Annotated in this window: 16 protein-coding genes; 9 read left to right on the top strand and 7 right to left on the bottom strand. The window is 71.5% G+C overall.

Translation table 11 applies throughout. The features are described 5' to 3' along the window. Window positions 1–81: 81 nt before the first annotated feature. The 6 genes from FLL47_RS43325 to FLL47_RS35975 form a co-directional block, all read right to left on the bottom strand. Window positions 82–318 carry a CsbD family protein gene (locus tag FLL47_RS43325; protein WP_186316116.1) on the bottom strand — a complete coding sequence of 79 codons (237 nt, stop codon included), beginning with the start codon at window positions 316–318 and terminating at the stop codon, window positions 82–84. Window positions 319–388: 70 nt separating this feature from the next. After that, window positions 389–814 carry a cytochrome c oxidase subunit 4 gene (locus tag FLL47_RS35955; RefSeq protein WP_144127126.1) on the bottom strand — a complete coding sequence of 142 codons (426 nt, stop codon included), beginning with the start codon at window positions 812–814 and terminating at the stop codon, window positions 389–391. Window positions 815–919: 105 nt separating this feature from the next. Beyond that, window positions 920–1,285 (bottom strand): hypothetical protein, encoded by a 366-nt coding sequence (locus FLL47_RS35960; RefSeq protein WP_144127127.1) that lies wholly within the window; start codon window positions 1,283–1,285, stop codon window positions 920–922. Window positions 1,286–1,300: 15 nt separating this feature from the next. Beyond that, window positions 1,301–2,083 carry a metallophosphoesterase family protein gene (locus tag FLL47_RS35965; RefSeq protein WP_144127128.1) on the bottom strand — a complete coding sequence of 261 codons (783 nt, stop codon included), beginning with the start codon at window positions 2,081–2,083 and terminating at the stop codon, window positions 1,301–1,303. Further along, window positions 2,080–2,343, bottom strand: coding sequence for a BON domain-containing protein (locus FLL47_RS35970; RefSeq protein ID WP_144127129.1), 264 nt, complete (start codon window positions 2,341–2,343; stop codon window positions 2,080–2,082). Before FLL47_RS35970 ends, FLL47_RS35965 begins: the two co-directional genes overlap by 4 nt. After that, a complete protein-coding gene (locus FLL47_RS35975; RefSeq protein WP_246159105.1) occupies window positions 2,337–2,987 on the bottom strand; it encodes a nucleotidyltransferase family protein in 651 nt (216 codons plus the stop codon). The genes FLL47_RS35970 and FLL47_RS35975 overlap by 7 nt, the downstream gene beginning before the upstream one ends. A gap of 62 nt (window positions 2,988–3,049) precedes the next feature. Between FLL47_RS35975 and FLL47_RS35980 the strand changes: the two genes are divergently transcribed. The 5 genes from FLL47_RS35980 to FLL47_RS36000 all read left to right on the top strand — a co-directional run bounded on the left by FLL47_RS35980 (window position 3,050) and on the right by FLL47_RS36000 (window position 5,756). Continuing rightward, window positions 3,050–3,730, top strand: coding sequence for an NAD(P)H-binding protein (locus FLL47_RS35980; RefSeq protein WP_246159108.1), 681 nt, complete (start codon window positions 3,050–3,052; stop codon window positions 3,728–3,730). Window positions 3,731–3,915: 185 nt separating this feature from the next. Beyond that, window positions 3,916–4,491, top strand: a complete 576-nt coding sequence (locus tag FLL47_RS35985; RefSeq protein ID WP_144127130.1) for a YdeI/OmpD-associated family protein — start codon at window positions 3,916–3,918, stop codon at window positions 4,489–4,491. A gap of 80 nt (window positions 4,492–4,571) precedes the next feature. Then, window positions 4,572–4,973, top strand: a complete 402-nt coding sequence (locus tag FLL47_RS35990; RefSeq protein ID WP_144127131.1) for an OsmC family protein — start codon at window positions 4,572–4,574, stop codon at window positions 4,971–4,973. A 100-nt stretch (window positions 4,974–5,073) separates the two neighbouring features. Then, window positions 5,074–5,481: a DUF1622 domain-containing protein gene (locus tag FLL47_RS35995; RefSeq protein WP_144127132.1), complete on the top strand. Its 408-nt coding sequence runs from the start codon at window positions 5,074–5,076 to the stop codon at window positions 5,479–5,481. Further along, window positions 5,478–5,756 (top strand): DUF1622 domain-containing protein, encoded by a 279-nt coding sequence (locus tag FLL47_RS36000; protein ID WP_144127133.1) that lies wholly within the window; start codon window positions 5,478–5,480, stop codon window positions 5,754–5,756. Before FLL47_RS35995 ends, FLL47_RS36000 begins: the two co-directional genes overlap by 4 nt. A 206-nt stretch (window positions 5,757–5,962) precedes the next feature. Here the strand turns inward: FLL47_RS36000 and FLL47_RS36005 are convergent, their stop codons facing one another. Beyond that, the gene (locus tag FLL47_RS36005) at window positions 5,963–8,701 is read right to left on the bottom strand and encodes a glycoside hydrolase family 3 N-terminal domain-containing protein (RefSeq protein WP_144127134.1); all 2,739 of its coding nucleotides are present in this window, start codon (window positions 8,699–8,701) and stop codon (window positions 5,963–5,965) included. A gap of 444 nt (window positions 8,702–9,145) precedes the next feature. Between FLL47_RS36005 and FLL47_RS36010 the strand changes: the two genes are divergently transcribed. The 4 genes from FLL47_RS36010 (at window position 9,146) to FLL47_RS36025 (ending at window position 12,344) form a co-directional block, all read left to right on the top strand. Then, complete coding sequence (locus FLL47_RS36010; protein WP_144127135.1) at window positions 9,146–10,273, top strand: Dyp-type peroxidase; 1,128 nt, start codon at window positions 9,146–9,148, stop codon at window positions 10,271–10,273. After that, a complete protein-coding gene (locus tag FLL47_RS36015) occupies window positions 10,270–11,076 on the top strand; it encodes a family 1 encapsulin nanocompartment shell protein (RefSeq protein WP_144127136.1) in 807 nt (268 codons plus the stop codon). Before FLL47_RS36010 ends, FLL47_RS36015 begins: the two co-directional genes overlap by 4 nt. A gap of 109 nt (window positions 11,077–11,185) precedes the next feature. Beyond that, window positions 11,186–11,968, top strand: a complete 783-nt coding sequence (locus FLL47_RS36020; protein ID WP_186316117.1) for an SDR family NAD(P)-dependent oxidoreductase — start codon at window positions 11,186–11,188, stop codon at window positions 11,966–11,968. Next, window positions 11,946–12,344 (top strand): hypothetical protein, encoded by a 399-nt coding sequence (locus FLL47_RS36025; RefSeq protein ID WP_144127138.1) that lies wholly within the window; start codon window positions 11,946–11,948, stop codon window positions 12,342–12,344. Before FLL47_RS36020 ends, FLL47_RS36025 begins: the two co-directional genes overlap by 23 nt. Window positions 12,345–12,411: the final 67 nt, after the last annotated feature.

A 12,411-nucleotide genomic window follows, 5' to 3' on the forward strand; every position in this document is an offset into this window, starting at 1 on the left:
GCTGCGGTTTGTCGGCGCTGTTACAGGCCTGTATTAAGGTGTCGCCGGACACCCCCGCTGCGCATCACCGCTGGTGGATTGCTAGGCCCCGTCGCGGCGCTCCAGACGCAGCCGCTCGTCGTGGCTGATGTGCCCCGTGGCCTCCTGCGCCTTGGCGACATCCTTGGCCCGCTGCCGGGCCTCGTCCTCGTCGACCGCGGCGACCCGGGCTCGGCCCTCCTGCTCCCAGCGCTGGTTGTGGGTGACCTTGCCGGCCACCTCCTCGGCCTTGCCGACCACCCGCTGCGACATGTTGTGGATCTTCTCGTCGAATCCCATGGCCCCCGCCTCCGCTCCGCGCTCCACCGGCGCGACTGCGTCACACCTCGATTGTCGCGCGTCCGGGACGTCAGTGCTCGGCTGTGCGCCGAGTGCCCGTGTAGTACTCGAACAGCAGCGCCGACGCCGCCACGATCGTCGCGATGATCCCGACAGCGATCAGCCACCACATCCAGAACACCAGCCCCAGCGAGACGACCAGGGCCGCGAGCGCGATGCCGAACGGCCAGTAGCTGCCGGGGCTGAAGAAGCCGACCTCGCCCGCCCCTTCGGCGATCTCGGCGTCGCCGCGGTCCTCCGGGCGCAGGTCGATGCGGCGCGAGACGAACCAGAAGTAGCCCCCGCACATCAGGCACAGCAGGCCGCTGAGCGTCAGCGCGGTGGTGCCGATCCAGTCGTACTGCGGCAGCGCCGCCCCGCTCCAGAACCAGTACACGACGGCGGTCACGAACAGGAACGCGGCCACCCCGAGGAACAATCGATACTCGGTCTTCATCGCGATCCCCCGAAAGGCGTCGGAAACGGTGCGGCAGGCACGGGGGGCGTCAGCAAAATAGCATCGGCGCCACCGCACCCGCCCCGGTTCCGGCGGTTCGGCGTGTCAGCCGACGTGCTCCTCCACCTGCTCCTTGTGGTGGCTGAGCTGGCGGCGCAGCGAGGCGACCGCCTCGTCCACCGGGTGTCCGCGCATCAGCTCCGCCACGGCGAAGCCGGCCAGCGCGCCAAGCCCGGCGGCGGCCACCACCCAGCCCCAGCGCACCGGGGCCGGCCGGCCCGCGAGCGCGTCGAGGGCCAGCGAGGCACGGTGCCGTGCCTCGGAGCCGGTGTCGGACAGCGCCTCGCGCACGCTCCCCGCCTTCTCCTTCGCCCGCTCGGCTGCCACGTCTCGAGTGCTGCCCAGCCCGTGCAGGAACTCGTTCCACGTGGCCGTGGCGACATTGTCGTTGTTCCGGGTACGGAGGAACATCATGATCTCCTGACGTCAGACGTCGTGCGACAGCGAGTCGATACCCCGCCCGGCACCCTGCGAAACGGGTGTTCTCGCCGGTGAGGCCGCATCCAGCTGGTAGACGCTGTACGCCTGGCGGATCACCGGGTGCGCCACGTTGCGCACGCGCACCCCGCCCGGGGTGACGCCGCGCTCCACGCCCGCGTGCGCGTGCCCGTGCACGGCCAGCGCCGTGGGCGCGGAGTCGATCGCCTGGCCCAGCAGGTACGAACCCAGGAACGGGTAGATCTCCAGCGGCTCGCCCAGCAGCGTGTCCGGCACCGGCGCGTAATGCGTCAGCGCCACCAGTACGTCCGCGTCCAGCGACAGCAGGGCGGCCTGCAGGCGGGTCGCGGCGCGTTCGGTCGTCCGCACGAAGTCCTTGATCTCCTGCTCGCCGAACATGCTGGCGCAGCGCCCTGCGAAGCCGCCGCCGAAGCCCTTGATCCCGGCCACGCCGAACTTCACGTCGCGGCAGCTGATGGTGATGCCCTCGCCCTCCAGCACGGTGATGCCGCCCGCGGCCAGCACCTTGGTGACCTCGTGCTGCTGGTCGCTGTGGTAGTCGTGGTTGCCCAGCACGGCCACCACCGGCACCGGCAGGTCGCCGAACTCGCGGGACACGCACTCGGCCTCGTTGACGGTGCCGTGCCGGGTCAGGTCACCGGCCAGCAGCAGCACGTCGGCGCGCTCGCCCAGCTGCTCCAGGGATGGGCGGTACCGGCCGAGCACGTCGACGTCCATGTGCACGTCACCGACCGCCGCCACGCGTATCACGTGATCACCTCTGGTTCGGACGGATCCGCGACCGCGGTCACCACGATGTCGTTGTGCACGTGCTTGTCCGGGAACATCGCCGCCACCCGATCGCCGATCGCGTCCCGGCGGTGCACGGTCTCGACCTGGCCGCGCAGCAGCACCGCCCCGTCCCGGCGGATCACCTCGATGCCCTGCTCGCAGATCGTGCCGTCCTCGGTCAGGATGCGATGCACCTCGGCGTCGGAGTACTCGTCAACGACCTTCGGCTCGCTCACCATGCCCCCGTCCTGTCCGCTCCGGCAGGCACCGAGGCCTGCCCGTTCTGGGCTTGCTCCTGCGGCGGTCTCTCGTGCGCCCCGCCCTCGCTGGCCGGCGGGATGATCTCCAGCAGGCTGAGCAGGTAGAGGCAGGCCTCGGCGTACACCGAGTGGGCCGTGTCGCGCCGGACCTGGTCCCAGTCGATCTGCTCGCGCAGCGACCGGGCCAGCGGCAGCGCACGGGAGTAGTCGCAGTGGTGCTGGGAGAAGGTCAGCAGCTTGTGCTCCATCAGCATGGTCGCCGACAGCACGGGGATGTGCAGCGCGCCGACCGGCACGATCGAGCTCTCCGCCAGGACCTCCTCGGTCACCTGACGCTGCACCGGCCGGAAGATCAGATCCACCAGCCGGTCCTCGTCGTACACCTTCACCAGCCAGTCCTCAGGGGGGCGCTCGGTGCGGAAGCCCTCCTCCGCATACGCCTCCAGCGTTCGCTCGACGTCCTCCTCACGGATGACGAAGTCCACGTCATGCTCGCTGGAGGTGCCGCCGCGGGCGTAGACCGCGAACCCGCCCGCCAGTGCGAAGGGCACCTCGGCGCGGCGCAGCACGCTGGCCGCACGCTTCATCGTCTCCAGGAGCTCTGCACTGATCTCGCTGAGCATGGGGTCGCTATACCCGACGCGTGTTCGTCTCACACATCACCGGGCGCGCTAACCTCGCGGACGTGACCGAAGAGGCCGGGACCGGCATGAAGGTGATCGTTTTCGGGGCGACCGGCATGGTCGGCCAGGGCGTCCTGCGTGAGTGCCTGCTCGACGACCGGGTGGCGCGGGTACTGGTGGTGGGCCGCACCGCCACCGGCCGCAGCCACCCCAAGCTGACCGAGATCGTCCGCGACGACCTCCACGACCTGTCCCCCGTCGCCGCCGACCTGGCCGGCTACGACGCCTGCTTCTTCTGCCTGGGCGTGTCCGCCGCGGGCATGACCGAGGCCGCCTACACCCGGATCACCTACGACCTCACCATGGCCGCCGCGGGGGTCCTGGCCGAGGTCTCCCCCGGCACACGCTTCGCCTACATCTCCGGCAGCGGCACCGACTCCACCGGGCACGGCCGCATGATGTGGGCCCGGGTCAAGGGCCGTACCGAGAACGCCCTGCTCGCGATGCCGCTGGACGCGTACATGTTCCGCCCCGGCTTCATCCAGCCCCGCCACGGCATCACCTCCAAGACCGGCTGGTACCGCACCCTCTACAAAATCACCGGTCCCCTCCATCCCCTCCTCGCACGGATCCCCGGCCTGGCCACCACCACCGACCAGCTCGGCCGCGCCATGATCCACGTCGGCCTCTCCGGCGCCCCGAAACGCATCCTCACCAACCGCGACATCAACACCCTGTCCTGACTCCAGGTCCCGACCGGCCAGGACGCCGCCATCGCCCTCTACGAACGCACCGGCTGGCGGCGCACCGGCGCCGTCTTCGGCTGGACCACCCCGACCGGCGACATCCACGTGCACCGGTACACCGCCTAACCCGTCACGCCCCGAGGCCCGGCAGCGGCACCCGACCGTTGTGCTTGACTGGGCCGATGGCCGCCGACGCCCCGACGCTGACCTTCACCGACGCCGACGCCTTCGACCAGTGGCTCGCCGCCCAGCCCGCCGGCAGCGCCGGCGTGTGGCTCAAGCTGGCGAAGAAGGCCTCCGGCGTGCCGTCGGTCGACTACTCCCAGGCACTCGACGTGGCCCTGTGCCACGGCTGGATCGACGGCCCGAAGGCCGGCGTCGACGAGGTGTACTGGCTGCAGAAGTTCACCCCGCGCCGGGCCCGCAGCCGCTGGTCGAAGATCAATCGCAACCGGGTGGCGTCGCTGATCGAGCAGGGCCGGATGCGGCCCGCGGGCCTCGCCGAGATCGAGCGTGCGCAGGCCGACGGGCGCTGGGAGGCGGCCTACGACAGCATGACGACGGCCGAGGTGCCCGACGACCTCGCCCAGGCGCTCGCCGCGAACCCGGACGCGGCACGGTTCTTCGAGACCGTCGACCGGCAGAACCGGTACGCCGTCCTGTACCGGATCCAGGAGGCCAAGCGGCCGGAGACCCGTGCCAGGCGGGTCGCGCAGTACGTCGCCATGCTCGCCGAGGGCAGGAAGATCTATCCCTGACGGGGCCTGCTCGGGTCGGTGTCGCAGCGCACCGCGGCCAACCACGCCCAGGCCGCGGACACGCCGGTAGCATGGCGATCATGGCAACGGTAAGGGTCGAACGCACTGACGACGGTTTCATCGCCACCAACGAGCGCGGGGCCTCCGTCGCCGTCGGCAGCTCCGATCAGGACGGCGTCTTCTCTCCGGTCGAGCTGCTGCTGGTGGCCCTGGGCGGGTGCGAGATCGTCACTATCGAGCCGCTGACCGCCAAGCGCGGCCACCGCCTGGTCAAGCTGGCGGTACGCGTCGACGCGGAGAAGGTCGCGCCGACGAAGCTCGGGCCGATCACGACGACGTACGAGATCGAGCTGCCGCCCGGCGACGACAAGGCCGCCGAGGTCTTCGAGTCGGTCGCGCACCGGGTGCACGAGAACCACTGCACCGTCGGCCGCGCGCTGCGGGAGGGCACCGAGACGATCCAGGTCCTGCCGCCCCGCTGACCGACTGCGGCGGATGTCCCGTTCCGGCGTTCCCGTCCCGCGATGCGGCGTACCGTGAGGGCACAAGGGACCGGCGACGCCGGTGGGGGCGGTCACCGACATGGAGCACCCGTGGGGCCAGGCCTCGCTGGCCAATCTGGTCGACCTGCTCGTCATGCTGGTCGAGGCGGCCGGTGCCGTGGTCATCTTCGTCGGGGCGGCGATCGCGTTCACGCAGTTCGTGGGTGCGGCGATCCGCGGGCGACATACCGCCGGCTTCGTGCCGATCCGGCTGGGCCTCGGCCGCTTCCTCACGCTCGGTCTGGAGTTCCAGCTGGCGGGTGACATCCTGCGCACCGCCGTCGCGCCGACCCTGCGGGAGATCGCCGAACTCGCGGCCATCGCCACCATCCGTACCGCACTGAACTACTTCCTCAACAAGGAGATCCAGGAGGCGCGTACCGAACTGCGCGGCCTCAGCGAGATGACCGCGCCCGGCCCCGGCGGCACGGCGCGGGGCACGCCGTGACCCTGCTGCCCGACGATTTGGTACGCGGAGCGGCGCAGCTCTGCGTGGCGGCGGGTTTCGTCGCCGGGGCGCTGGTGTTCGGGCGGTGCCGCTCCGGTCGCGTGGCCCTGTCGGTGGCGCTGGACTTCTGGCTCGCGGCGGGACTGCTCACGCTGTCGCTGGCCACCACATGGACGGCGATCCTGGCCGCGGCGGCGATCGTCGGACTGCGCCGGATGCTGGCCCTCGCCCTGGCCCAGCGGCCACACCAGGCGGCCGGCGAGCGGCCGGGGTGACTGCTGGCCGGACTGCACGCGGCGGCGGGCGACGAGCGTCACCCGCCCGGTCAGCGATCTCGGCGACGTTGACGAGCCGATGATCGCCTAGGACGGCGCATGCCGGGCACGAGCCCGAACCCGCCTCCCGCCTGGCCACGGGCAACAAGCCGTTGGGAAGGGCACCTTCTACATCGCGGAGCGATAAGAAGGTGCCCTTCCTTCGCTCAGGTGCAGGGGGTGGCGTTGAGGGCGAAGTTGGTCGGGTTGGGGTTCGAGCCCGAGTAGGTGCCCTGGAGGCCGAACTGGGCGTTGGCGGTCGGGGCGATGGTGGCGTTCCAGCCGCCGTCGCGGGCCGTGACAGTGGAGCCGGACTGGGTGACGGTGGCGTTCCAGGCGCTGGTGACCTGCTGGTTGCCGGTGAAGGTCCAGGTCAGGGTCCAGCCGTTGACGGTGGTCGAGCCGGTGTTGACGATGGTGACGTTGGCGGTGAAGCCGTTGCCCCAGCTGTTCGGGGTCCAGGTGACCCGGCAGCTCGCGCCGGTGCCGCCGCCGGTCGTGGTGACGGTGACGGTGTTGGAGTTGCCGGAGACGTTGCCCGCCGCGTCACGGGCCCGGACGTAGAACCGGTACGTGCTCGACGGGGACAGGCCGGTGGGCGAGAAGGTGGTGCCGGTGGCCGTGCCGACCTGCGTGAACGAACCGCCGCTGCTGCCGGGGGCCTGGAAGACCTCGTACCCGGTGACGGCGACGTTGTCGGTGGACCCGGTCCAGGCGAGGGCGGCCCCGGAGCTGGTCACGGTGGTGGCGGCCAGGTTCGACGGGGTGGTCGGGGCCTGGGTGTCGCCGCCCGCGGCGGTGGTCACCGCGACCGTGCCCGAACGTGCCGAGCGGTTGCCTGCGGCGTCCTTGGCGTAGACCGCGAAGGTGTACGCCGTCGAGGAGGTCAGCCCCGTCAGCGACGCGGTGCTGCCGACCGGCGACGACACGACGGTCTCCGTCGAGCCCTGCACCCGCACCACGTCGTACCCGGTCACGGCGACGTTGTCGGTGGACGCCGCCCAGGAGAGCGAGGCGCCGGAGGCGGTCACGTTGGACGCGGTCGGGGTGCCGGGTGTGGACGGCGGGGTCGTGTCGACCGGGGTGCCGCCGTAGGTCAGGCCGAAGCCGTACGCGAACAGCGGGGTCTTGCCGTCGCCGTCGTTGATCGGCTGCTGGCTCGCGCTGCTCATCCAGGTCACCGGCAGCTTGCCGGTCGGCTGGACGGCGCCGAACAGCACGTCGGCGACGCCCTGCCCTTCGGTGCCGGGCAGCCAGGCGGCGACCAGCGCGTTCCAGTTCGGCAGCTGCGCCGCGATGTCCAGCGGGCGGCCGGAGACGAGCACGACCACCACCGGCACGCCGGAGTTGCGCAGCGTGGTGAGGGTGTTGAGGTCGGTGCTGTCCAGGCCCATGCTGTTGGGGCGGTCGCCCTGGCCTTCGGCGTACGGCTGCTCGCCGACGACCGCGATCGCCACCCGGTAGGAGCCGTCGATGCCGCTGCCGTTGCTGTTGTAGGTGACGGTCGTGCCGGAGCCGACGGTGTTGCGGATGCCCTGCAGGATCGTGGTGCCGGGGGTGGTGTTGCCGGACGCGCCCTGCCAGGAGACGGTCCAGCCGCCGCTCTGCAGGCCGATGTTGTCGGCGTGCCGGCCCGCGACGAAGATCTTGCCGCCGGCGGCCGGGATCGGCAGCACGTTGCCGCTGTTCTTCAGCACGACCTGCGACTTGGCGACGGCCTGGCGGGCCAGGGCGCGGTGCGCGGTGCCGCCGACCGACGACAGGTAGGAGCGGTCGGCCAGCGGCCGCTCGAACAGGCCCAGTTCGAACTTCTTGGTCAGGATGCGGCGCACCGCGTCGTCGACGCGCGCGTTGCTGACCCGGCCCGCGTTGACCTCGGTACGGAGCAGGTCGATGAAGCTCTTCCAGGCGGTGGGCACCATCACCATGTCGATGCCCGCGTTGACCGCGCTGCGCACGTCGGTGGCGCTCATGCCGGTGGCGCCGTCGATCTGGTCGATGCCGTTCCAGTCGGACACGACGATGCCGGAGAAGCCCAGCTCGCCCTTGAGCACGGTGGTGATGAGGAACTGGTTGCCGTGCAGCTTGGCGCCATTCCAGCTGCTGTAGGAGATCATGACCGAGCCGACGCCGCGCTGGATCGCGGCCTGGAACGGCGGCAGGTGGATCGCGCGCAGCTCCGCTTCGGACAGCTGGGTGTTGCCCTGGTCGGTACCGTTGGCGGTGCCGCCGTCGCCGAGGTAGTGCTTGGCGGTCGCGAGCACGGAGGCCGGGCCGCCCAGGGCGGTGCCCTGCAGCCCGGTGACGATGGTCGCCATCGAGCCGACCAGGTCCGGCTTCTCACCGAAGGACTCGTAGGTGCGGCCCCAGCGGTCGTTGCGGGCCACGCACAGGCAGGGCGCGAAGTTCCAGTCGACGCCGGTGGCGGTGACCTCCTCGGCGACCGCCCGGCCGATGTTCTGGGCCAGCGCCGGATCGCGGGTCGCGCCGAGGCCGATGTTGTGCGGGAAGATCGTCGCGCCGACCACGTTGTTGTGGCCGTGCACGGCGTCGGCGCCGTACAGCAGCGGGATCTTCAGGGGTGTGGCCAGCGCGGCGTTCTGGAAGCCGTCGGTCATGTCCGCCCACGAGGCGGCGTTGTTGGACGCGGGCGCGGAGCCGCCGCCGGACAGCAGCGAGCCGAGCCGGTACTGGGTGATCTCGCTGCTGGTGACCGAGGCCCGCTCGGCCTGGGTCATCTGGCCCAGCTTCTCGTCCAGCGTCAGCCGCGACAGCAGGTCGGCGACGCGGGTGGCCACGGGCAGGGCCGGGTCCTGGTAGGGGAAGTCGGCGGCGATCGCGGGCGGGGCCACCGCGAGGGTGGCGGCCACCAGGACCGCGGGCACGGCCAGGCGTAGGAGCTTCATGATCCTTTTCCCGTCTGGAGGGGTGGAGACGGGGCGGGACAGGGTGGGGACCGGTCCCGCCGTCACGGTCCGCCCGCGCCCGCGGCCCTGATCGGCGGCCGCGGCGTGGGGGCGGTGAGGCAGGGGGCGCAGGCGCTCGCGGCAGCGGCACTGCGGCCGCGGCCGGAAACGCCCGGCGGTGCCCGGTCTCGCCGTTGGGAGCGCTCCCGCGCCCGAGCCTACGGGACATTCACCGACTTGAAAAGAAGCCGCAATGCCGTGCCGGGTGACCGGCGCCCAGGCCAGGGCCTGCATTCCGGGGGTACGACAGCAGGCGACATGGCACGATTCCGGTGAGAAGGCATCCGGCCGCCGCGCGACGGTGCGGGCGACGCGCACGAGAACGACGCCCGGCCGGTGATCGGACGAGGCAACCTCGCCTGACTGTCCTGATCGGGAGGTCGTGTGCGCAGCGTCGAGTCGCAGCCGGTGCTGACAGGAATCACCGAGGCCGCCGTCTTCCTGATCGTGACCGTGCGCGACGGGGCCGAGGACGATGTCCGGGACGTGCTCGGCGACGTGTCGAGCCTGGCGCGGGCCGTCGGGTTCCGGGTGCCGGACGGCCAACTCCAGTGCGTGGTCGGCATCGGCTCGCTGCTGTGGGACCGGCTGTTCGGCGACCCGCGCCCGGCCGGCCTGCACCCGTTCCGCGAGATCGCCGGCCCGCGGCACGTCGCCGTCGCCACTCCCGGCGACCTCCTGTTCCACCTGCGGGCCCGCCGGATGGACCTGTGTTTCGAGCTGGCCAAGCAGTTCATGGCCCGGCTGGCCGGCCGGGTCGACGTGGTCGACGAAACGCACGGCTTCAAGTACTTCGACGAGCGCGACCTGCTCGGGTTCGTCGACGGCACGGAGAACCCGACCGGCAACGCGGCCGCCGCGGCGGCCTTGATCGGCGACGAGGATCCCGATTTCCTCGGCGGCAGCTACGTGATCGTGCAGAAGTACCTGCACGACATGGCCGCCTGGAACGCGATCTCGGTGGCCGAGCAGGAGCGGGTGATCGGCCGGACCAAGCTGGACGACATCGAGTTCCCCGACGAGGCCAAGCCCGCCGACTCGCACCTGACCCTGAACACGATCACCGACGCCGACGGCACCGAGCATAAGATCGTGCGCGACAACATGCCGTTCGGCTCGGCCGGCGAGGGCGAGTTCGGCACCTACTTCATCGGGTACGCGGGCCGGCCCGAGATCACCGAACTGATGCTGGAGAACATGTTCGTCGGCAAGCCGCCCGGCACCACCGACCGCATCCTCGACTTCTCCACCGCGGTGTCGGGCAGCCTGTTCTTCGTGCCGTCGGCGGACCTGCTCGACGACCTGCCGCCGCCGGCCGGGTCCGGCGCCGTACCGACGGCCGAACCGGCGCAGGCAGAGCCGGTGGCGGCCGCGCCGGTGGAACTCGGGCCGGTGGGTGCGCCGGGCGCCCTGGCCGTCACGACGGGCGCGACGGCGACGCCGGTATCGGCGGAGATCGGGCCCGGCGACTCTTCGCTGGGTATCGGCAGCTTGAAGGAGAGCCGGGCATGAACAACCTGCATCGCGAACTCGCCCCCATCTCGGACGAGGCGTGGGAGAACCTGGAGGCCGAAGCACGCCGCACCTTCACCCGGCACGTGGCGGCCCGCCGGGTCGTCGACGTGATCGGCCCGGCGGGCCTGGACCAGGCCGCCGTCGGCACCGGTCACCTGCACTCGGCCGCCGACTCCGGCGGGGCGGTCCAGGCGAGGGTGCGGGAGGCCCGCCCGCTGGTCGAGTTCCGGGCGCCGTTCACGGTGAGCCGGCAGGCGGTCGACGACGTCGCCCGCGGGGCCAAGGACCCGGACTGGCAGCCGGTCAAGGACGCCGCCAAGCAGATCGCCTTCGCCGAGGACGGCATGGTCTTCGACGGCTTCGCCGAGGCGGGCGTGGTCGGCATCCGGCTGGCGGCGTCCAACCCGCCGATAGCCCTGCCCGGCGACGCCGCCGCCTACCCCGATGCGGTCGCGCAGGCCATGACCGAGCTGCGCCTGGCCGGGGTCGCGGGGCCGTACACGCTGCTGCTCAGCGCCGATGCGTACACCGCGGTGGCGGAGACGACCGACCACGGCTACCCGATCCGCGAGCACCTGTCCCGGGTGCTGGGCAAGGAGAGCCACATCATCTGGGCGCCAGCCCTGACCGGCGGGCTGCTGCTGTCGACCCGCGGCGGCGACTACGAGTTGCACCTGGGCCAGGACCTGTCGATCGGCTACCTGTCCCACGACGCGTCGGAGGTGCAGCTGTACTTCCAGGAGTCGCTGACCTTCTTCGTGCAGACCACCGAGGCCGGGGTCGAGCTCACCGCCGGATGACCGCCGGACTGCCCGCATTCGGGCGTGCCGAGGGCACCTGACGTGGCACGATTCCGGTGAGGAGGCGTGCGGTGACGCTCCTTCCCGACCCGCCCGTGAGGGGATGAGGATGATGCTCTCCGGCAAACGCGCCCTGGTGTTCGCCGCCGACGAGCGGCTCGCCGAAACGGTGGCCCGCCACCTGGGCAAGCAGGGCGCACAGGTGTGGGTCAGCGGCCTGGACACCGAGGCCGTCGAGGCACTCGCGGAGAAGATCCACGCCGATGGCGGCGAGGCGCATCCGGCCACCGTCGACCCCAGCGACCCGCACCATGTACGCGAATACGTCACCGCCGTCGCCGCGAAGGGCCCGCTCGACGTGTGCTTCAACGGCTTCGAGCTGCCCGCGCACGCCGCCGGAGTCGGCGTGCCCTACCGCGACCTGGATCCCACCGTGCTCGCCGAGGCCCTCGGCGAGGTGATCGGCGCGCAGTTCCTGACCGCGCGGGAGGCCGCCCGGGTGATGGTCCCGGCCGGGCGCGGCTCGATCATCACGGTCGCGTCGACCAACGGCAGCAGCGGCCGCCCGCACACCGGCGCGCTCGGCGCGGTGGCCGGCGCGCTGGAAGCCCTGGCCCGCAGCATGGCCACCGAGTACGGCCCGTCCGGCGTACGGGTCAACCACGTGCGGGCCACCCGGCTGTCGAGCGGCCCGATGTACTACGAGAACGCCCTGGGCCGGCCGGTGACCGTGGACGAGGTCGCTGCGGCCGTGGCCTGGCTGTCGTCCGACGCGTCCGGCGGCGTCACCGGACAGGTGATCGAGGTCAGCGGTGGGGAGCACGGGCTCAGCGAGGCCGTGGCCGCCCGCGGGCCGAGGAGGGAGCGCCATGTCGAACTCGATCTACCATGACGAATACGGCACCATCAGCCGCGACGACGGCCGCGGCCTGCTGGAGCTGACCTGGTCCCCGGCGACCGACCACATCAGTGACGCCGAGTTCAAGGCGCTGATGGCCCGCTTCGCGCAGACCGCCGAGCAGCTGCCCACCCGCTACGTCGTGGTCGACGCCCGCCACCTGCACCACCGGCCGGACGCCGACTTCGACAGCTGGTGCGACCAGAACGTCATCCCCTGCTACAACCGCGCCGGGGTGGCCAAACTCGCGTACCTGATGCGGCCCGCCGAGGCCGCGGAGGCCGAGCCGGCGCCCGAGGGCCCGGCGACGTTCCCGACCGCGTACTTCGATTCGATGGAGTCGGTGCAGGATTGGCTCAAGACCGGCTGAGAACGATGGCGTGACAGTGCAACAGAGCGCCTCCGCCCGGCGTAGATACCGGGTGGAGGTGGCGACT

Source organism: Catellatospora sichuanensis, assembly GCF_007483665.1.
Lineage (GTDB): Bacteria > Actinomycetota > Actinomycetes > Mycobacteriales > Micromonosporaceae > Catellatospora > Catellatospora sichuanensis.